Raw genomic sequence first — 17,502 nt, 5'->3', positions numbered from 1 at the left:
TCAATAGTCAACGTCGGACCCTTCGAGTACCGAACTACAGCAGCACTGCGCTCCTTAGATCGGCGCTCGAAGAGCCCGACATGTCTGAGCTGTGTCTATGCCAGAGCGCCCGGCCGCGCTTTCAGTGCGACAAGATCATGTTGTCCCGGTGCACCATCTCGGGCTCGGCCGTGTACCCCAGCAAAGCCTCGTGGTCGTGTGAAGGCTTGCGGCACAGCAAGCGGGCTTCGGCGCTGGCGTAGTTGGCCAAGCCGCGAGCGATTTCCATCCCTTGCACATCGCGTATGGCGATCACATCGCCGCGGGAAAACTCCCCGGATACGCTGCTCATGCCGATGGGCAACAGGCTCTTGCCTTCGGTCAGCACCTTGTGGGCCGCACCGGCATCGACCGTGACCGAGCCACGCAATTGCAGGTGATCGGCCATCCATTGCTTGCGCGCTTGCTGCTTGGCCGTTTGGGCCACCAGCAAGGTACCAATGATTTCGCCTTGCGCCAGGCGCAGCAGCGCATCGGGCTCACGCCCCCAGGCAATCACGGTGGATGCACCGGAACCCGCTGCGCGCTTGGCCGCCAGGATTTTGGTGATCATGCCGCCCTTGCCGATGCTCGATCCCGCGCCACCGGCCATGGCTTCCAGCGCCAGATCACCTGCACGGGCTTCGTGCACAAATTGGGCCGCAGGGTCTTTGCGCGGATCGGCGGTGTACAGACCTTTTTGGTCGGTCAGGATAACCAGCACATCGGCTTCCACCAAATTGGCCACCAAGGCACCCAGGGTGTCGTTGTCGCCAAACTTGATCTCGTCGTTGACCACCGTGTCGTTTTCGTTGATGACTGGCAACACGTGGTGTTGCAACAAAGTGAGCAAGGTCGAACGGGCGTTGAGGTAACGCTCACGGTCGGCCAGGTCCGCGTGCGTGAGCAGCACCTGGGCGCTGCCCATGCCGTTTTCACGCAGTTTGGTTTCGTACATTTGCGCCAAGCCCATTTGGCCGACGGCGGCCGCGGCTTGCAAGGCGGGCACTTCGCTCGGGCGGGTCGTCCAGCCGAGGCGTTTCATGCCCTCAGCAATCGCACCGCTGGAGACCATGATCACTTCTTTGCCCTGCCCGACCAGCAAAGCCATCTGACGGCACCATTCACCAATCGCCGCCTCATCCAGACCGCGACCCTCATTGGTCACCAGGCTGGAGCCGACTTTGACCACGATGCGACGTGCGTCACGCAAAACAGAAGAAAGGGCAGGAGTGGTCATGCTCAAGGATGCTGCGGCCCGAACGGGGGACCTGGGTTATACCGGCGACTAGTCAGGCTTTTTGAAGCGTGGATCATCTTGCTCAGGCTCTTGTTCCTTGAAGCGGGGATCAATGTCAATCGGTCCCTGCTCCACGATTTGCTGAGCCTTGATGTGCTTGTAGATCTCTTTGATCAAGGGCTCACAGCCCTCGCGGGTCAAAGCCGAAATTTCAAACACCGGGCCTTTGTAACGCATTCGCTTGATGAAGTCCTTCACACGGGCTTCGCGCTCTTCCACAGGCACCATGTCCAGCTTGTTGAGCACCAGCCAGCGCGGCTTGTTGTACAGGCCCGGATCGTATTTTTTGAGCTCAGCCACGATGGCCTTGGCCTGTGCTACAGGGTCCACGTTTTCATCAAAAGGCGCAAAGTCCACCACATGCAGCAACAAGCGGGTGCGCTGCAAGTGGCGCAGGAACAAGTGACCGAGGCCTGCCCCCTCAGATGCACCTTCGATCAGACCTGGCACATCGGCCACCACAAAGCTTTGCTCGGGGCCCACACGGACCACGCCCAAGTTGGGGTGTAAAGTGGTGAAGGGGTAGTCAGCGATCTTGGGGCGAGCATTGGAGACGGCCGCAATGAAAGTGGATTTACCGGCGTTGGGCATGCCCAGCAGGCCCACATCGGCCAGCACCTTCAATTCAAGCTTGAGTTCTTTCTTTTCACCCAACCAGCCCGGTGTTTTTTGACGCGGGGCACGGTTGATGGCGCTTTTGAAGCGCATGTTGCCAAAACCGCCATCGCCGCCCTTGGCGATCATGATGGTTTCGCCCGGCACCAGCAACTCGTACAGCACTTCGCCGGTTTCAGCGTCGGTGATGATCGTGCCCACCGGCATTTTCAGCGTCACATCGTCACCGGCCGCACCGAACATGTCGGAGCCCATGCCGTGCTGGCCGCGCTTGGCTTCATGGCGTCGCGAATAGCGGTAATCCACCAAAGTATTCAGGTTGATGTCTGCATAAGCGAACACATGCCCACCGCGACCGCCATCGCCCCCGTTGGGACCGCCGAATTCTTTGTACTTTTCATGACGGAACGAGACGCAGCCGTTCCCGCCGTCACCCGCGGAGATGTCAATATAGGCTTCGTCAACGAACTTCATGAGTTTTCCAGTGTAGCTTGGGGCTCGCCATCAAAATACCAGCGAGCCAAAATGCGAAAAGCCCCGGCTTGCGGGGCTCCTCTTCGCAATGGGCGAGACAGGCTTAAACAGCCGGTGTCACGTTGACCATGTGCTTGCTGAGCTCACCTTTGGTTGAGAACGACACGTGGCCGTCAACCAAGGCAAACAGAGTGTGGTCCTTGCCGATACCGACATTGCTGCCAGCATGGAACTTGGTACCACGTTGACGAACAATGATCGAGCCAGCGCTGATCAGTTCACCACCGAAAGCCTTGACACCCAGCATCTTTGGCTTGGAATCACGACCGTTGCGCGTAGAGCCGCCGCCTTTTTTCTGTGCCATGACCTATTCTCCTCAGGCAGAGATCGCGCCGATTTGCAATTCGGTGAACTGCTGGCGGTGACCCTGACGTTTCTGATAGTGCTTGCGACGGCGCATCTTGAAGATGTGCACTTTGTCGTGCTTGCCATGCGCCAAAACTGTGGCTTTGACTGTGGCGCCGGACACCAGGGGCGTGCCGATCTTGAGTTCAGCGCCGGTACCGACGGCCAAAACTTGATCAATCACGATTTCCTGGCCAACGTCCGCAGCAATCTGTTCTACTTTAATTTTTTCGCCAGCGACAACACGATACTGTTTGCCACCGGTTTTTATGACCGCGTACATAAATGACCTCTTTGAATGGAAGTTTCCAAGGGCTAATCCCCAAGGAACCAAAGATTCTAACACGCAATATCACTCCCGACAATCGCGCACGATCCAGCGCCACCATCTTGGCACGGCTTGCACAGGGGCAGTCCCTATAATGCGCTGAGTTTTCTCCCCTGCCTGCCAGTTCCTGCTGGCAAAAATTTTTTCCGGAACCTCCAAGTTGTCAGCCTCCGAAAACAGCACCGCCGCCGTTCTTGCACTGGTGGCCCCCGACATGGCCGAGGTCGATCGCGTCATTGCACAACGCCTGGACTCCGGGGTGCCTTTGGTCGGCGATGTGGCGCGTTACATCATCTCGGCAGGCGGCAAACGCTTGCGCCCCGTGCTGTTGCTGCTCAGCTGTGGCGCCTTGGGCTTCACGGGGGCGCAGCGTCACAACCTGGCTGCTGTGGTCGAATTCATCCACACGGCTACATTGCTGCACGACGATGTGGTGGACGAATCCACCCTGCGGCGCGGACGCCCCACCGCCAATGAAAACTTTGGCAACCCGGCCAGCGTGCTGGTGGGCGACTTCCTTTATTCGCGGGCCTTCCAGATGATGGTGGACGCAGGCAGCATGCGCGTCATGCAAACCTTGGCCGACGCCACCAATGTGATCGCTGAAGGCGAAGTATTGCAACTCATGAACATGCACGATGCCTCACTCGACGAAGAAGGCTATCTGCGTGTGATCCGCTCCAAGACAGCCAAGCTGTTTGAAGCCAGCGCCCGGCTGGGCGCCATCCTGGCCCAAAGTTCTGCAGACATCGAAGCCGCCTGCGCCGAATACGGTCAAGCCCTTGGCACGGCCTTTCAGGTCATTGACGACGTGCTCGACTATGACGGCAATGCCGCAGAAATGGGCAAGAATCTGGGCGATGACCTGCGCGAAGGAAAAGCCACTTTGCCACTCATCTTGGCCATGCAACGGGGCACCTCGGCGCAAAGCCAAGTGGTGCGTGAAGCCATTGAAACCGGCAGCGTCGACCAGCTCGACGACATCGTGCGCATCGTGCGCGAAACCGGCGCCCTGGACGCGACTCGAGATGCCGCTGCCGCAGAAGCACAACGCGCCATCCATGCCGCCATGCAACTGCCAGACAACGCCTACCGCCAGGCCATGGTGGTGCTGGCCTCGCAGCTGCTCAACCGCAGAACCTGAGCATGTATGTTTCAGCCAGACTTGCGCATTTAAGAGACTTCAACCCAGCCCATTCAACGCTTGCGAGCAGACCAGCCCGCTGTCAGACCAAGCGTCGAGAAAATCCGACGTCAAGTCGGCTTTGGTGGGAGGGGTTAAAACTTGAACGACTCAAACCGGTCCAAACGCAGGCAGGACCACAGGTGCAAGCTCTGACTTCACCTCCACAGGCTTTTCCGGCGTATTGAGTTCGACAAATGGCATGAACTTTGCATGTTTGAACGCATAGTCCAACCCCAATTTCAAGTACTCCGCACTGGCGCCTACACTGCCAAACGCTGTCTGATGCGTCGCAGAGTAGCCCAATCCCACATTGAAATGCGAATTGCGCTTGCCATCCAAATACACCACGCTCGCACTGTCAAACGCCAACGTGCCACACAGCTTGAAGCGGGCCGAGACATCGTAGCCTGACACCTCTGAGGCCTGCGTGGACTTGACATGGCGCAAGCCCCGCACAGCATCGGGCATCCAAGACGAATTTCCCAGGGTCCAGACCCTGGCCGTATACGCTTCGTCCTGGGTCGCATCTGCGCTCGACGTTTGACCTGCGCTCGCCAGACCCGCAGCTATTGCACACGCCACACACTCCACGGTGTTTTTGAGCTTTTTTCCCATCAACTGATGCGCCGTTGATTGTTTGAATTTTCATTTTTATCAAAAAATCATTGATGAGTTCAGATTAAAAATTCGATAGAAACCACACAATTTTCAAACCTGAGAGCGTCTCAGTGGCTGCCAGACGTTTTGCTAGAATTTTCACCGCTTCAATGCGGGGTGTAGCTTAGCCTGGTAGAGCGCTACGTTCGGGACGTAGAGGCCGGAGGTTCGAATCCTCTCACCCCGACCACATCATTGCCAAAAGCCACTGCCCATCTAAAGTCCGCGGCTTTTTCTTGTCTGGTTGATCGTCAAAGTCCATTTACAAACGCGCCTGCAAACCCCATGATCCGAATACAGAGGTATTCATTACCCATCAGGAGGCGTCATGCAGGACAGTCTGGGCAACAAATCGAAAATCGGGGCCATCGAAGATGCGCCGGTGGTCAACTACGTGCAGCAACTGCTGGAACAAGCCGTTACCGTGAAGGCTTCCGATCTGCACTTTGAGCCGTATGAGCACCACTACCGGGTGCGCATGCGCATTGACGGTGAATTGCGCGAAATGGCCACACCGCCTCTGGTGCTCAAGGACCGTTTGTCCTCCCGCATCAAAGTGCTCTCTCGCCTCGACATTGCTGAAAAGCGTTTGCCGCAGGATGGGCGGATGAAGCTGCACATGCCCGATGGCCGAGATCTGGACTTGCGCGTGAGTACCTTGCCCACGCTGTTTGGCGAGAAGCTGGTGATCCGGGTGCTGGACTCTGCGCAAGCCCAGCTGGACCTGAACCGTCTGGGCTATGAAACGGCGGATCTGGAGCGGCTTACCCAAGCCATTCGCCACCCGTACGGCATGGTGCTGGTCACCGGCCCTACGGGTTCGGGCAAGACGCAATCGCTCTATGCCTGTTTGAACCTGCTGAACACGGCCGAGGTGAACATTGCCACCGTCGAAGACCCTTGCGAAATCCAGCTGCAAGGCATCAACCAGGTCAATGTGCAAGACAAACCGGGTTTGACCTTTGCCGTGGCCTTGCGGGCTTTTTTGCGGCAAGACCCGGACATTCTCATGGTGGGCGAAGTGCGTGATCTGGAAACGGCCAACATCGCCATCCAGGCTGCGCAGACGGGCCATCTGGTGCTGTCCACCCTGCACACCAACGATGCGCCCAGCACCTTGGTGCGTTTGCGCAACATGGGCACGGCGTCTTACAACATTGCCGCCAGCGTGACTTTGATCACCGCGCAGCGGCTGGTGCGCTGCCTTTGTCCGCATTGCAAGCACAGCTTGCGGCTGGCGGCTGCCGTGCTGGTCAAAGCGGGCTTGCCGCAAGACCTGCTGAGCGACGAGTGCGTAGAGGTCTATGGTCCCACGGGTTGCGATCGGTGCCACAAGGGTTTTGCAGGGCGCACGGGTATTTTTCAGGTCATGCCGGTCAGTGCTGAGATGCAAAACCTGGTGTTGCGCGATGCAGGCATCCAGGAATTGAGCTTGCAAGCGCAGCGCGAGGGGGTGGCTACATTGCGGCAGGCCGGATTGCGCAAGGTTTTGCAGGGCATCACCTCGCTGGAGGAAGTGCTGGCCGCCACACGGGACGGCACATGAACCGCGCGGCCCCCACACGCCAGCTGCCGACTTTTGCCTGGACAGGCCAAGACCGACAAGGCCATCCCTTGCAGGGGCAGGTGCATGCGGTCAACGCCCATCTGGCACGCGCCCAGTTGCGCAGGCAAGGCATTGAACAGGTTCAATTGCACCGTTTGTGGTGGCACCGCCCACCCAAGCTGCGCATGCGTGATCTGGCACAAATGACTCGGCAATTGTCCGCACTGCTGCGTGCGGGCGTGCCCCTGATGCAGGCGCTGCACATGCTCATCCAGAGCTTGCCCTCGGTGCTGCTGAAAGAATTGATCCAGACCATCGAGAACGATGTGGCCTCCGGCTTGGCCTTGCATGCTGCGCTGGCACGTCATCCACAACACTTTTCTGCGCTGTACATCAGCATGGTGCAAGCCGGTGAGTCTGCGGGCATTCTGGACACCATGATGGAACGCCTGGCCAGCACGCTGGAAAAAAATGAAGCCGTGCGCTCCCGTGTGCGGTCGGCCTTGATGTACCCCTGCATTGTTTTGCTGGTGGCCTTGGCGGTTTTGGTGCTGATCCTGGTGTTTGTGGTGCCGGTTTTTGAGGATGTCTTCAAGTCTTTTGGGGCGGACCTGCCATGGCCCACGCAAGTGGTGGTGACACTGAGTCAGGGGCTGAGCGCCTCAGGCCCCTTTGTTGCAGCGGGCCTGCTGCTGGGCGGCTGGCTCTGGCAGCGTCACACCGTACGGGCCACACAGTTCAAGCTGTGGCTGGACCGTTGGTGGCTTCACTGGCCACTGCTGGGCTCACTCATTCGCAGTGCCGTGGTCGCGCGCTGGACGCAAACCCTCTCGGCCTTGCTGGCTGCTGGCGTGCCTTTGGCTGAAGCCTTGGGGCCTGTGGCGCAGGCATGCGATCATTCGGTCTTTGAACGCGCCACGCTTCAAGTGCAACGCCGCGTGGCACAAGGCAGCGGCTTGAGTGAGGCGATGGCGCAAACGGGGCGTTTTCAGCCCATGATCGTGCAATTGTGCGCAACCGGAGAAGAGACAGGGGCCATGGAAAATTTGTTAGCGCGGGCCGGTGGCCTGATGGAGTCGGAACTGGATGACCGCGTCAACGGGCTGTCGAGTTTGCTGGAGCCCCTCATCATTGTGGTGCTGGGCGGTCTGATCGGCGGCATTCTGGTGGCCATGTATTTGCCCATTTTTCGCCTGGGTCAGGTGTTCTGACATGGACGCACACCACTTGGGATGGGTGTTAGCAGCGCTGTTGGGCCTGACGATTGGCAGCTTTTTGAATGTGGTCATCCACCGGCTACCGCGCATGCTGGAAGCCCAGTGGAACGCCGAGCTCGCTGCGGAAGACGCTCCAGAACCCAGCAGCCGCTACAACATTGCCTTTCCCGGTTCTCACTGCCCGCACTGCACACACGCCTTGTCGTGGAAAGAGAACATCCCCGTCCTCAGCTATCTTTTTCTCCGAGGCCGTTGCAGTCAGTGTCACGCCCCGATTGGCTGGCGCTACCCGGCGGTGGAGTTGTTCACCAGCGCACTGTTTGCATGGAGCGTCGCAACACATGGCTTGAGCTTTCAAGCCTGTGCCTGGGCGGGCTTTGCTTCAGCACTGGTGGCACTGGCGGCCATTGATGCGGACACCACCTTGCTGCCCGACGCCATCACCCAACCCCTGGTCTGGTCGGGTTTGCTGGCCGCCAATCTGGGGCTCAGCGGCACGTCGTTGACAGACGCCTTGTGGGGCGCGACAGCAGGCTACCTGTTTTTGTGGTCGGTGTATTGGCTCTTTAAGCTGGTCACGGGCAAAGAGGGCATGGGCCAGGGGGACTTCAAACTGCTGGCCGCCCTTGGGGCTTGGTTGGGCTGGCCAGCGCTGGTGTCGCTGGTGCTCATCGCCTCGGTCTCCGGCGCCCTGGTCGGTTTGGCCATGCGCGCTTCGCAGCGCCTGTCCGAAGACGGCTATATTCCGTTTGGTCCTTTTTTGACTTTGGCGGGCTTGTGGGTGATGGTATTTGGCCCCCTGCCCTCTGTTGCTTATTTGATGGCATGAACAATCCACGTATCTGGCGCCTTGGCCTGACAGGCGGCATCGGCAGCGGCAAGAGCACCGTGGCGGGCATGCTCGCGGCGCGTGGTGCCGTTGTGATGGACGCCGACGCCATCTCCCGCAGCGTGACTGCACCTGGTGGCCTGGCGATCGCACCCATTGGACGGGCTTTCGGCGCAGCCATGATCGGGCCGGATGGCGCCATGGATCGTCAGGCCATGCGCGAAAGGATTTTTCGGGACGCCAGCGCCAAACGCCAACTCGAGGCCATCATCCACCCCCTGGTCAGTCGCATCACGACCGAGCAAGTCCAGGCTGCACTGCAAAACGGCAGCCGCTGTCTGGTGTTTGATGTGCCACTGTTGGTGGAGTCCGGAGAACGCTGGCGCCGCCAGTTGAACCAGGTGCTGGTGGTCGATTGCGACACCGACACCCAACGGCAGCGGGTCATGGCCCGCAGCGGCCTTCCCGCTGAAGAGGTAGACCGCATCATCGCCCAGCAAGCCCGCCGAGAGCAACGCCTGGCCTGTGCCGATGTGGTGATCTTCAACCAGTCTTTGACCTTGATCGAATTAGAGGCCCAGATCACTCAAGTGGCCGCTGACTTCGGGCTATGATTGGCGGCATCTGGAAGATGCCGCGTGATACTGTACGAATACCCCTTTAACGAACGCATCCGCACCTATTTGCGTCTGCAACAACTCTTTACCCGCCTGGGGCAATTGATGGCCCGCCCTGAAGCGGTGGATCATCACTTTGCCCTGACCACCTTGTTTGAAATCATGGAGGTGGCTTCGCGCGCAGAGCTCAAGTCTGATGTGCTGAAGGACCTGGAGCGTCAAAAACAGCTGTACAACGGCTACCGAGGCAACCCTGCCATCTCTGAAAAAGCCCTCAATGGTCTGATTGGCCAGCTCGATGAATACTTCGATGTGCTCAATCAATTGACTGGAAAAATCGGCCAAAGTCTGCACGACAATGATTTCCTGATGGCACTGCGCAGCCGCGCCGTGATTCCGGGCGGCACCTGCGAATTTGACTTGCCCGCTTACCATGCTTGGCAACACCACGAGGCTTCAGAGCGCATGGCCGATTTGAACCAATGGGTGGCGCCTTTTGCACCATTGGCGCAATCCGTGCAACTGCTGCTGAAAATGCTGCGCGAATCAGGCACCACACAAAAAGTGATCGCCCCCTCCGGTATGCTGCAACAGACGCTGCCCCAAGGCCGGACCTTCCAATTGCTGCGGCTAAAAATCGATCCGTCCATGGGCATCACGCCTGAAATCAGCTGTAACCGCTTGCTGGTCGTGATCCGCATGATGCGGCAAGAGCGTGATGGGCATTTGCTGTCCTGCTCGGAAGATGTGCCTTTTGAGATGTCCTTGTGCGCATGAGCGATTTGAATCAGCCCACCCCAATTACACCGCGCAAAGTCCGCTGCCCCGCTTGCGGTGGCATCAGCCTCTACAGCAGCGCCAATCCTTATCGTCCCTTTTGCAGCGCCCGTTGCAAGGGTGTGGATTTAGGCGCCTGGGCCAGCGAAGAGTTCAAGTTACCGGACGACACACCGCCAGACGACAGTTTTGGAGACCCCCGGCTGCAGTGAATGCCTTCGGGCAGGGCATTCAGTCCTTGTGGGTGGCTCGGTCAAACTGGCGCTCTTGGGCCAGCCAGGTCAATACCGGAACCGTTCCCGGCAACACAGGCACCACTTGCACAGGCAAGGCCTGCCAGGCATGTGACTGGCCTTCACGCATCTGCAAATCACCCTGCCACTGCCACACCTTGCAAAAATGAAGTCGAACCAGGGCATGGGGGTAATCCACCATCTGGGTTTTCCAGACTGCGGCTTCGCCAATGGTGATGCCCAACTCTTCCTGCAACTCTCGGCGCAAGGCCTGCTCGACCGTTTCACCGGCTTCGAGCTTGCCACCCGGAAACTCCCAATACCCGGCATAGACTTTGCCATCAGGTCGGGATGTCAGTAAAAACTGCCCGTCGGCCTGCAAGAGCACGCCCACAGCCACATCCACGACCGGACGGCCCGGGCCGCCTTCGCGCTGACGATCTCCATGCGCGACCAGCAAATCGGTCATGCCGCAATACCGGGCTGACGGCCCATCATGTCTCGGGCGAACTGGTAGGCAATGCGACCACTGCGTGAGCCCCCGCGCTCCAGCGCCCAGAGCAGGGCATCAGGCCGTGCGGCTTCAATCTGTGCTGGCGTGGCGCCCAGGGCACCCAGCCACTGCGCCACAATGGTCAGGTACTCGTCTTGCGAGAACGGATAAAAGCTGATCCACAAGCCAAAACGCTCCGACAGCGAGATTTTTTCTTCCACCACTTCACCCGGATGCACTTCACCGTCATCGGTGTGGGTGTAGGTCAGGTTTTCATGCATGTACTCGGGCAACAAATGGCGGCGGTTGCTGGTGGCATACACCAGCACATTGGGCGTGGCCGCAGCCACTGAGCCGTCCAGAATTGACTTGAGCGCCTTGTAACCCGGCTCACCGTCTTCAAAACTCAGGTCATCGCAATACACAATGAATTTCTCGGACCGACCAGCCACCACTTCAATGATGTCAGGCAGATCCGTCAGGTCTTCCTTGTCCACCTCAATCAGGCGCAGGCCTTGTGGGGCATAGGTGTTCAGGCAGGCCTTGATGAGCGACGACTTGCCGGTGCCACGGGCTCCGGTCAGCAGGACGTTGTTGGCGGGACGCCCGTTCACAAACTGCTCGGTGTTGCGTTGCAGCTTCTCTTTCTGATCCTCGATTTCCTTGAGGTCATCCAGCGTCATGGCCGCGACATGACGAACCGGCTCCAGCACACCGTGCCCGGAAGACCGTTTGCGGTAGCGCCAGGCAATGGCCTGCGTCCAGTCGGGTTCAGAAAGGGGTTGAGGCAAAACCGCTTCGATCCGGGTCACGAGTTGGCTGACCTGGGCCAGCAGTTGTTCCAGTGTGCTGCTCATGATCGGTAGTCCGCGTTGATGGTGACATATTCGTGGCTCAAATCGCATGTCCACACCGTGTCACTGGCCGTGCCACGCCCCAAACCCACACGCACCGTGATTTCAGCTTGCTTCATGACACGTTGGCCGTCTTCTTCACGGTATTCAGCGCGGCGTCCGCCTTTCGAGACCACATGCACATCGTCCAGATGCAATTCGATCAGTCCCTGGTCCAGGTCGGTGATGCCGGCATAGCCCACTGCCGCCAGAATGCGGCCCAGATTCGGGTCGCTGGCAAAGAAAGCCGTTTTCACCAAGGGCGAATGGGCAATGGCATAAGCCACCTGACGGCACTCTTCGCCCGTGCGGCCACCGTCGACCTGAACGGTGATGAATTTGGTGGCGCCTTCGCCATCGCGCACGATGGCATGCGCCAGTTGTCGGGCCACTTGCAGCAGCCCGCTTGCCAGTGCCTGGCCCTCCACACTGTCCAGTGATGTGATGGGGTCATGATCCGCCTGGTGCGTGGCGATCAGCATGAACGAATCGTTGGTCGATGTGTCGCCATCGATGGTGATGCGGTTGAAGGACCCATCGGCCAGGTGCTTGACCAGGGCTGGTAACAAAGCGGGATCAATGCAGGCATCGGTGGCCACGAATCCCAGCATGGTGGCCATATTGGGCCGAATCATGCCCGCGCCTTTGCTGATGCCGGTGATGCTCACGGTTTTGCCACCCACCTGAACCTGCACACTGGCCGCCTTGGGCTGAGTGTCGGTGGTCATGATGCCTTCGGCGGCTTGTGCCCAATGCGCTGACTGCGCGTTGGCCAAAGCAGCGGGCAAGCTCGCCACAATGCGGTCCACAGGCAGGGGCTCCATGATCACGCCGGTAGAAAACGGCAAGATCTGACTGGCCTGGCACTTCAGCAATGCCGCCAGCGCCTCGCAGGTTTGACGTGAATGGGCCAAACCCGGCGCACCCGTGCCAGCATTGGCATTGCCGGTATTGATCACCAACGCTCGCACCGCACTGCCCGCGCTCAGGTGTTCACGGCACACCTGCACTGGGGCTGCACAAAAACGGTTGCTGGTGAACACCCCGGCCACGCTGGCGCCATCATCGAGCAGGAAAACAGTCAAGTCCTTGCGATTCGCTTTGCGCACACCGGCTTCGGCAATGCCAATGCGAACACCGGCAATCGGGCTCAGTTGAGCGGGGTCCAGAGGGGGCAAATTCACGGGCATGTCGATCCTTCAGTAAACAGGAAAAATGCAGAAATATTCAGTCCATTCAAGCCATTGAGCAAGGCGCACCATAAAGAAAACGGGCCGAGGCCCGTTTTTATGCGCCATGCCATTTCAGGCCAGTTTGCCGTGGCACTGCTTGTATTTTTTGCCGCTGCCACAGGGGCAAGGGTCGTTGCGGCCCACAGGGCCCCATTCTGGCGCCATCCCAGCCAAGTCTGCGGGCACTGTTTGCGCTTGCCCGTTTTCATCGGGTGCGGTGTAGGTGACGTGGCTGACGTTTTCGGCGCGCTCTTCAATGTCATGCGCGGCTTGCTCCATCTCCTCGCCTGAGGAAATGCGCACCGTCATCAAGGTGCGCGTGACCTCGTTTTTGACTGAGTCGAGCAATTGACCAAACAACTCAAAGGCTTCACGCTTGTACTCTTGCTTGGGCTGCTTTTGTGCGTAGCCGCGCAAATGAATGCCTTGGCGCAGGTAATCCAGTGAACTGAGGTGTTCGCGCCAATGCGTGTCGATGCTTTGCAGCAGCACCATGCGTTCAAACGGGGTGAAATTGGCAGCGCCCACCTGATCGAGTTTGCCCTGGAATTGGGCATGCGCCGCTGCCACCACGGTCTCCAGAATGTCTTCATCCGTGATGGCGTTCGATGCCTGCACCTTGCCACGCAAATCCACGGACAACTGCCATTCGTCGGCCAGCACCTTTTCCAGGCTGGCCAGATCCCATTGTTCTTCCACCGATTCAGCGGGCACATATTGGCGCACCAGATCGGTAAAGCATCCTTCACGCAGCGAGGCAATCTGACCTTCCATGTCCTGGGCATCCAGGATGTCATTGCGCTGCTGATAAATCACCTTACGCTGGTCATTGGACACATCATCGTATTCGAGCAACTGCTTGCGAATGTCGAAGTTACGCCCTTCGACCTTGCGCTGAGCGCTTTCGATGCTGCGCGTGACAATGCCCGCTTCAATGGCTTCACCTTCGGGCATCTTCAAGCGGTCCATGATGGCGCGCACACGATCACCCGCAAAAATGCGCATCAGAGGGTCATCCAGGCTCAGATAAAAGCGTGATGAGCCGGGGTCACCCTGACGGCCGGAACGACCCCGCAACTGGTTGTCAATGCGGCGGGATTCATGGCGCTCTGTCGCAATGATGCGCAAACCGCCATTGGCCTTGACCAGCTCGTGCACGACTTTCCACTGCTCACGCAATTCGTCTACGCGCATTTGCAGCTCTTCTTTAGACAATGACTCATCGGCTTCGAAGGCCTGAATGTCTTTTTCAATGTTGCCGCCCAACACAATGTCGGTGCCACGACCAGCCATGTTGGTGGCGATAGTGATCATGCCAGGACGCCCCGCTTGCGCCACGATGTCGGCTTCACGCGCATGCTGCTTGGCGTTCAGCACTTGGTGCGCCAGTTTCTCCTTCGTGAGCATCTCGGAGATCAACTCCGAGTTCTCAATGGAGGTGGTACCCACCAGCACGGGCTGCCCGCGCTCATGGCATTCGCGAATGTCCGCAATGGCGGCGTCGTAGCGCTCTTGAGAAGTTTTGTAGACGCGGTCAAGCTGGTCTTCACGCTGGCTCTTACGGTGCGGCGGAATCACCACCGTCTCAAGACCGTATATTTCCTGGAACTCATAGGCTTCGGTATCTGCCGTACCCGTCATGCCGCCAATCTTGTTGTACAAACGGAAATAATTCTGGAACGTGATCGATGCCATCGTCTGGTTTTCAGCCTGGATTTGCACACCCTCTTTGGCCTCCACAGCCTGATGCAAGCCATCGCTCCAGCGGCGGCCACTCATGAGGCGGCCCGTGAACTCGTCCACGATGATGATTTCACCGTCTTGCACCACATAGTGCTGGTCACGATGGTACAGATGCTGAGCACGCAATGCTGCGTTCAGGTGGTGCATCAGCGTGATGTTGGCGGGGTCGTAGAGGCTCGCGCCTTCAGGGATCATGCCCATTTCGGCCAACACCGCTTCGGCTTTTTCATGGCCTTGCTCGGTCAGGAATATCTGATGCGCCTTTTCATCGACCGTAAAGTCACCGGGCGTGATGATGCCTTCACCAGTGCGTGGATCGGCCTCGCCCTCTTGGCGGGTGAGAAGCGGAATAACCTGCTTCATCGCCATGTAGGTGGCAGTGTGGTCTTCGGCTTGACCACTGATGATGAGCGGCGTGCGAGCTTCATCGATCAGGATCGAGTCCACTTCGTCGATGATGGCAAAGTTCAGCGGCCGTTGAACACGGTCTTGCGCTTCGTAGACCATGTTGTCGCGCAGGTAATCAAAGCCGTATTCGTTGTTGGTGCCGTAGGTGATATCGGCGTTGTAAGCGCCTTGCTTGTCCTCACGCTGCATCTGCGGCAAGTTGATGCCCACAGACAGCCCCAGGAAGTTGAACAGCTTGCCCATCCACTGTGCATCGCGGCTGGCCAGGTAATCATTGACCGTGACCACATGCACGCCTTTTCCAGCCAGCGCATTCAGATAGGCGGGCAGTGTGGACGTCAGTGTCTTGCCTTCGCCAGTTCGCATTTCAGCGATCTTGCCGTTGTGCAGCGCAATGCCACCCGCCAGCTGAACGTCGAAATGGCGCATCTTCATGACCCGCTTGGAGCCCTCGCGGACCACGGCAAAAGCCTCAGGCAGCAGGGCGTCCAAGGTTTCACCTGCTGCGACGCGTTCTTTGAAACTTTGGGTCTTGGCACGCAAGTCATCATCACTCAAACTCTCGAGACTGGTTTCGAGCGCATTGATGCGTTCGACCAATTTGCGGTATTGCTTGAGCAGGCGGTCATTGCGACTGCCGAAAATTTTGGTGAGGAATGGGATGGCCATGTCTACAAGATCCACCTTCAGCCAAAAGGCTGAGAAACAGACCGTCTATCCTGTCAGGTTAAAAGTTTCATATGAAGCCAGGCCGCCGGGTAACAAGACCCTACTTGCCATGCTGAGCGCCAAGGACGCCAGCTCAATCGTGGGATTTTAGCCTCTGTGCCCACTTGGTTTTCAAGACGTCATCCTGTGAGGAGCATCTGCCGGATAATCGGCTGGCCATGCAAAGACGACATCACGCCATTCCCCTGCAACAAGCCGTGCAAGAGTCACCCACTTTTGCACTCTTGGCCAGCAGACTGCGCGAATCGTCAGAACGCCTGCAAACCATACGTAACTTGTTACCTGCACCACTGCGAGCCAGTGTTCAGGCAGGCCCTATTGAAGACGGCGCCTGGTGTTTGCTGGTGAGTTCCAACGCTGTTGCTGCCAAGTTGCGTCAATTGGTGCCCGCCTTGCAGGCACACCTCAACACCAAAGGGATGGCCGTCAACTCCATACGGATCAAAGTTCAAAGCCGAATCGGTTGATTCGTCACCCCCTCAAGAAAAAAGGCCCTGATCGGATGATCAGGGCCTTTTGATTTTGGTGCCGCTTGTCGGATTCGAACTGACGACCTACCGCTTACAAGGCGGGTGCTCTACCAACTGAGCTAAAGCGGCACGGGCTAGATTTTAACGTGCTCCAGTGCACATTCCAGGACACATGGCGTTATTTTTTATTTGATACGTTTCAATGTCGGCCTAGGAGGCGTTGAAGGGGGTGGTGTCGCGTCATCATCGGTTGATACGTGTTCTTGTATCCGTGCTTCAGACAGACTGGATGCAGCAGGTTCTTCTTCGCTGACTGGGAAAGCCATGCCTTGGCCATTTTCACGGGCATAAATGGCCATCACGCGCGATATGGGAACCATGATGTCACGCGGCTTGCCCCCAAACCGGGCTTTGAACTCTATGAAGTCATTGCCCAATTTCAGGGAGCTGGTGGCGTCCATGCTCACGTTCAACACAATTTCACCACCTTGAACATACTCCCGCGGCACCTGCACAGAGTTGTCCACTTTCACAGCAACATAGGGAGTGAAGCCGTTTTCAGAGCACCACTCATACAGCGCCCGAATCAAATACGGGCGCGTTGAAGGCAATTCGGTGTCACTGATCATTGTGGACTCCATGCGAGTTTATTTGCGCATGACCTTTTCAGATGGGGTCAAAGCTTCGATATATGCTGGGCGTGAAAAGATGCGTTCGGCATATTTCAGCAATGGAGCTGCATTTTTGCTCAATTCGATCCCGTAGTAGTCCAGACGCCACAGCAACGGTGCGATGGCCACATCAAGCATCGAGAAGTTGTCACCCAACATGAACTTGTTCTTCAAGAACACAGGGGCCAACTGCGTCAAACGGTCACGAATGTGGGCACGGGCTTTCTCCAGCGCCTTGTCATTGCCTTTGAGAGCACGATTTTCAAGTGTCAGCACATGGGCAAAGAGCTCTTTCTCAAAGTTGAGCAAGAACAAACGCACTCGTGCGCGGTCAACCGGGTCACCAGGCATCAGTTGAGGGTGCGGAAAGCGCTCATCAATGTACTCATTGATGATGTTGGATTCGTACAAAATCAGGTCGCGCTCGACCAGAATTGGAACCTGGCCGTAGGGATTCATCACATTGATGTCTTCGGGCTTGTTGTACAGGTCCACATCACGGATTTCGAAGTCCATGCCTTTTTCAAACAGCACAAATCGGCAACGATGGGAAAAAGGGCAAGTGGTTCCGGAATAAAGCACCATCATGGCAAGAGGCTCCTCAAAAAATCAAAAAGAGTGGGGGGTCTTTTGGACCCACCACTCCACAGAACCCGACGAA

The 17,502-nt window shown here is 57.8% G+C and carries 18 protein-coding genes, 2 tRNA genes and 1 pseudogene; 9 read left to right on the top strand and 12 right to left on the bottom strand.

The features are described from left to right. Window positions 1–121: 121 nt before the first annotated feature. The 4 genes from proB to rplU form a co-directional block, all read right to left on the bottom strand. A complete protein-coding gene (gene proB, locus B9Z51_RS05585) occupies window positions 122–1,258 on the bottom strand; it encodes a glutamate 5-kinase (RefSeq protein WP_108372485.1) in 1,137 nt (378 codons plus the stop codon). Window positions 1,259–1,306: 48 nt separating this feature from the next. Further along, window positions 1,307–2,407 (bottom strand): Obg family GTPase CgtA, encoded by a 1,101-nt coding sequence (gene cgtA / locus B9Z51_RS05580; protein ID WP_108372483.1) that lies wholly within the window; start codon window positions 2,405–2,407, stop codon window positions 1,307–1,309. Between the two features lie 103 nt (window positions 2,408–2,510). Then, window positions 2,511–2,771: a 50S ribosomal protein L27 gene (gene rpmA, locus B9Z51_RS05575; protein ID WP_019426391.1), complete on the bottom strand. Its 261-nt coding sequence runs from the start codon at window positions 2,769–2,771 to the stop codon at window positions 2,511–2,513. Window positions 2,772–2,783: 12 nt separating this feature from the next. Continuing rightward, complete coding sequence (rplU, locus tag B9Z51_RS05570; protein ID WP_019426390.1) at window positions 2,784–3,095, bottom strand: 50S ribosomal protein L21; 312 nt, start codon at window positions 3,093–3,095, stop codon at window positions 2,784–2,786. A gap of 259 nt (window positions 3,096–3,354) precedes the next feature. On the opposite strand from rplU, the gene B9Z51_RS05565 reads away from it, so the two are divergent. After that, window positions 3,355–4,284, top strand: a complete 930-nt coding sequence (locus tag B9Z51_RS05565) for a polyprenyl synthetase family protein (RefSeq protein ID WP_108372780.1) — start codon at window positions 3,355–3,357, stop codon at window positions 4,282–4,284. 150 nt (window positions 4,285–4,434) lie between these two features. Here B9Z51_RS05565 and B9Z51_RS05560 read toward each other — a convergent pair whose 3' ends face one another. Next, window positions 4,435–4,941 (bottom strand): hypothetical protein, encoded by a 507-nt coding sequence (locus B9Z51_RS05560; RefSeq protein WP_233254830.1) that lies wholly within the window; start codon window positions 4,939–4,941, stop codon window positions 4,435–4,437. A 155-nt stretch (window positions 4,942–5,096) separates the two neighbouring features. Between B9Z51_RS05560 and B9Z51_RS05555 the strand changes: the two genes are divergently transcribed. The 7 genes and pseudogenes from B9Z51_RS05555 (at window position 5,097) to B9Z51_RS05525 (ending at window position 10,181) form a co-directional block, all read left to right on the top strand. Then, window positions 5,097–5,173 (top strand) — tRNA-Pro (locus B9Z51_RS05555). A gap of 177 nt (window positions 5,174–5,350) precedes the next feature. Further along, a pseudogene (locus B9Z51_RS05550) lies at window positions 5,351–6,529 on the top strand (GspE/PulE family protein); the annotation flags it as partial. Beyond that, window positions 6,526–7,740: a type II secretion system F family protein gene (locus tag B9Z51_RS05545; protein WP_108372478.1), complete on the top strand. Its 1,215-nt coding sequence runs from the start codon at window positions 6,526–6,528 to the stop codon at window positions 7,738–7,740. The pseudogene B9Z51_RS05550 and the gene B9Z51_RS05545, both read left to right, overlap by 4 nt. Before the next feature lies 1 nt (window position 7,741). Beyond that, a complete protein-coding gene (locus B9Z51_RS05540) occupies window positions 7,742–8,575 on the top strand; it encodes an A24 family peptidase (protein ID WP_108372476.1) in 834 nt (277 codons plus the stop codon). After that, window positions 8,572–9,189 (top strand): dephospho-CoA kinase, encoded by a 618-nt coding sequence (coaE, locus tag B9Z51_RS05535; RefSeq protein WP_108372475.1) that lies wholly within the window; start codon window positions 8,572–8,574, stop codon window positions 9,187–9,189. Before B9Z51_RS05540 ends, coaE begins: the two co-directional genes overlap by 4 nt. 24 nt (window positions 9,190–9,213) lie before the next feature. Then, window positions 9,214–9,969, top strand: a complete 756-nt coding sequence (zapD, locus tag B9Z51_RS05530) for a cell division protein ZapD (RefSeq protein WP_108372473.1) — start codon at window positions 9,214–9,216, stop codon at window positions 9,967–9,969. Continuing rightward, window positions 9,966–10,181, top strand: a complete 216-nt coding sequence (locus B9Z51_RS05525; protein ID WP_108372471.1) for a DNA gyrase inhibitor YacG — start codon at window positions 9,966–9,968, stop codon at window positions 10,179–10,181. Before zapD ends, B9Z51_RS05525 begins: the two co-directional genes overlap by 4 nt. 19 nt (window positions 10,182–10,200) lie before the next feature. On the opposite strand, the gene B9Z51_RS05520 is transcribed toward B9Z51_RS05525, so the two are convergent. The 4 genes from B9Z51_RS05520 to secA all read right to left on the bottom strand — a co-directional run bounded on the left by B9Z51_RS05520 (window position 10,201) and on the right by secA (window position 15,640). Then, on the bottom strand, window positions 10,201–10,671 hold the full coding sequence (locus B9Z51_RS05520; RefSeq protein WP_108372469.1) for an NUDIX domain-containing protein: 471 nt from the start codon (window positions 10,669–10,671) through the stop codon (window positions 10,201–10,203). Next, window positions 10,668–11,552, bottom strand: a complete 885-nt coding sequence (locus B9Z51_RS05515; protein ID WP_108372467.1) for an ATP-binding protein — start codon at window positions 11,550–11,552, stop codon at window positions 10,668–10,670. The genes B9Z51_RS05520 and B9Z51_RS05515 overlap by 4 nt, the downstream gene beginning before the upstream one ends. Continuing rightward, entirely contained in the window at window positions 11,549–12,778 is a 1,230-nt protein-coding gene (gene argJ, locus B9Z51_RS05510) for a bifunctional glutamate N-acetyltransferase/amino-acid acetyltransferase ArgJ (RefSeq protein ID WP_108372465.1), read from the bottom strand. Before argJ ends, B9Z51_RS05515 begins: the two co-directional genes overlap by 4 nt. 114 nt (window positions 12,779–12,892) lie before the next feature. Continuing rightward, entirely contained in the window at window positions 12,893–15,640 is a 2,748-nt protein-coding gene (secA, locus tag B9Z51_RS05505) for a preprotein translocase subunit SecA (RefSeq protein ID WP_108372463.1), read from the bottom strand. A 218-nt stretch (window positions 15,641–15,858) separates the two neighbouring features. Between secA and B9Z51_RS05500 the strand changes: the two genes are divergently transcribed. Then, window positions 15,859–16,167 (top strand): DciA family protein, encoded by a 309-nt coding sequence (locus B9Z51_RS05500; RefSeq protein WP_108372461.1) that lies wholly within the window; start codon window positions 15,859–15,861, stop codon window positions 16,165–16,167. Window positions 16,168–16,223: 56 nt separating this feature from the next. On the opposite strand, the gene B9Z51_RS05495 is transcribed toward B9Z51_RS05500, so the two are convergent. The 3 genes from B9Z51_RS05495 to B9Z51_RS05485 form a co-directional block, all read right to left on the bottom strand. Beyond that, window positions 16,224–16,299 (bottom strand) — tRNA-Thr (locus tag B9Z51_RS05495). A gap of 56 nt (window positions 16,300–16,355) precedes the next feature. Beyond that, entirely contained in the window at window positions 16,356–16,799 is a 444-nt protein-coding gene (locus B9Z51_RS05490) for a ClpXP protease specificity-enhancing factor (protein WP_108372778.1), read from the bottom strand. Between the two features lie 18 nt (window positions 16,800–16,817). Beyond that, entirely contained in the window at window positions 16,818–17,429 is a 612-nt protein-coding gene (locus tag B9Z51_RS05485) for a glutathione S-transferase N-terminal domain-containing protein (RefSeq protein ID WP_108372459.1), read from the bottom strand. Window positions 17,430–17,502: the final 73 nt, after the last annotated feature.

It is taken from the genome of Limnohabitans sp. T6-5 (genome assembly GCF_003063315.1).
Lineage (GTDB): Bacteria > Pseudomonadota > Gammaproteobacteria > Burkholderiales > Burkholderiaceae_C > Limnohabitans_A.
Note: the sequence above shows the minus strand (reverse complement) of the source record. Positions and strands in the feature narration are given on the sequence as shown.

Bases quoted from the DNA above. Each gene is read 5' to 3' on its own strand.
- proB (WP_108372485.1), bottom strand. From the start codon at position 1,258: ATGACCACTCCTGCCCTTTCTTCTGTTTTGCGTGACGCACGTCGCATC.
- cgtA (WP_108372483.1), bottom strand. From the start codon at position 2,407: ATGAAGTTCGTTGACGAAGCCTATATTGACATCTCCGCGGGTGACGGC.
- rpmA (WP_019426391.1), bottom strand. From the start codon at position 2,771: ATGGCACAGAAAAAAGGCGGCGGCTCTACGCGCAACGGTCGTGATTCC.
- rplU (WP_019426390.1), bottom strand. From the start codon at position 3,095: ATGTACGCGGTCATAAAAACCGGTGGCAAACAGTATCGTGTTGTCGCT.
- B9Z51_RS05565 (WP_108372780.1), top strand. From the start codon at position 3,355: ATGGCCGAGGTCGATCGCGTCATTGCACAACGCCTGGACTCCGGGGTG.
- B9Z51_RS05560 (WP_233254830.1), bottom strand. From the start codon at position 4,941: ATGGGAAAAAAGCTCAAAAACACCGTGGAGTGTGTGGCGTGTGCAATA.
- B9Z51_RS05545 (WP_108372478.1), top strand. From the start codon at position 6,526: ATGAACCGCGCGGCCCCCACACGCCAGCTGCCGACTTTTGCCTGGACA.
- B9Z51_RS05540 (WP_108372476.1), top strand. From the start codon at position 7,742: ATGGACGCACACCACTTGGGATGGGTGTTAGCAGCGCTGTTGGGCCTG.
- coaE (WP_108372475.1), top strand. From the start codon at position 8,572: ATGAACAATCCACGTATCTGGCGCCTTGGCCTGACAGGCGGCATCGGC.
- B9Z51_RS05525 (WP_108372471.1), top strand. From the start codon at position 9,966: ATGAGCGATTTGAATCAGCCCACCCCAATTACACCGCGCAAAGTCCGC.
- B9Z51_RS05520 (WP_108372469.1), bottom strand. From the start codon at position 10,671: ATGACCGATTTGCTGGTCGCGCATGGAGATCGTCAGCGCGAAGGCGGC.
- B9Z51_RS05515 (WP_108372467.1), bottom strand. From the start codon at position 11,552: ATGAGCAGCACACTGGAACAACTGCTGGCCCAGGTCAGCCAACTCGTG.
- argJ (WP_108372465.1), bottom strand. From the start codon at position 12,778: ATGCCCGTGAATTTGCCCCCTCTGGACCCCGCTCAACTGAGCCCGATT.
- secA (WP_108372463.1), bottom strand. From the start codon at position 15,640: ATGGCCATCCCATTCCTCACCAAAATTTTCGGCAGTCGCAATGACCGC.
- B9Z51_RS05500 (WP_108372461.1), top strand. From the start codon at position 15,859: ATGCAAAGACGACATCACGCCATTCCCCTGCAACAAGCCGTGCAAGAG.
- B9Z51_RS05490 (WP_108372778.1), bottom strand. From the start codon at position 16,799: ATGATCAGTGACACCGAATTGCCTTCAACGCGCCCGTATTTGATTCGG.
- B9Z51_RS05485 (WP_108372459.1), bottom strand. From the start codon at position 17,429: ATGATGGTGCTTTATTCCGGAACCACTTGCCCTTTTTCCCATCGTTGC.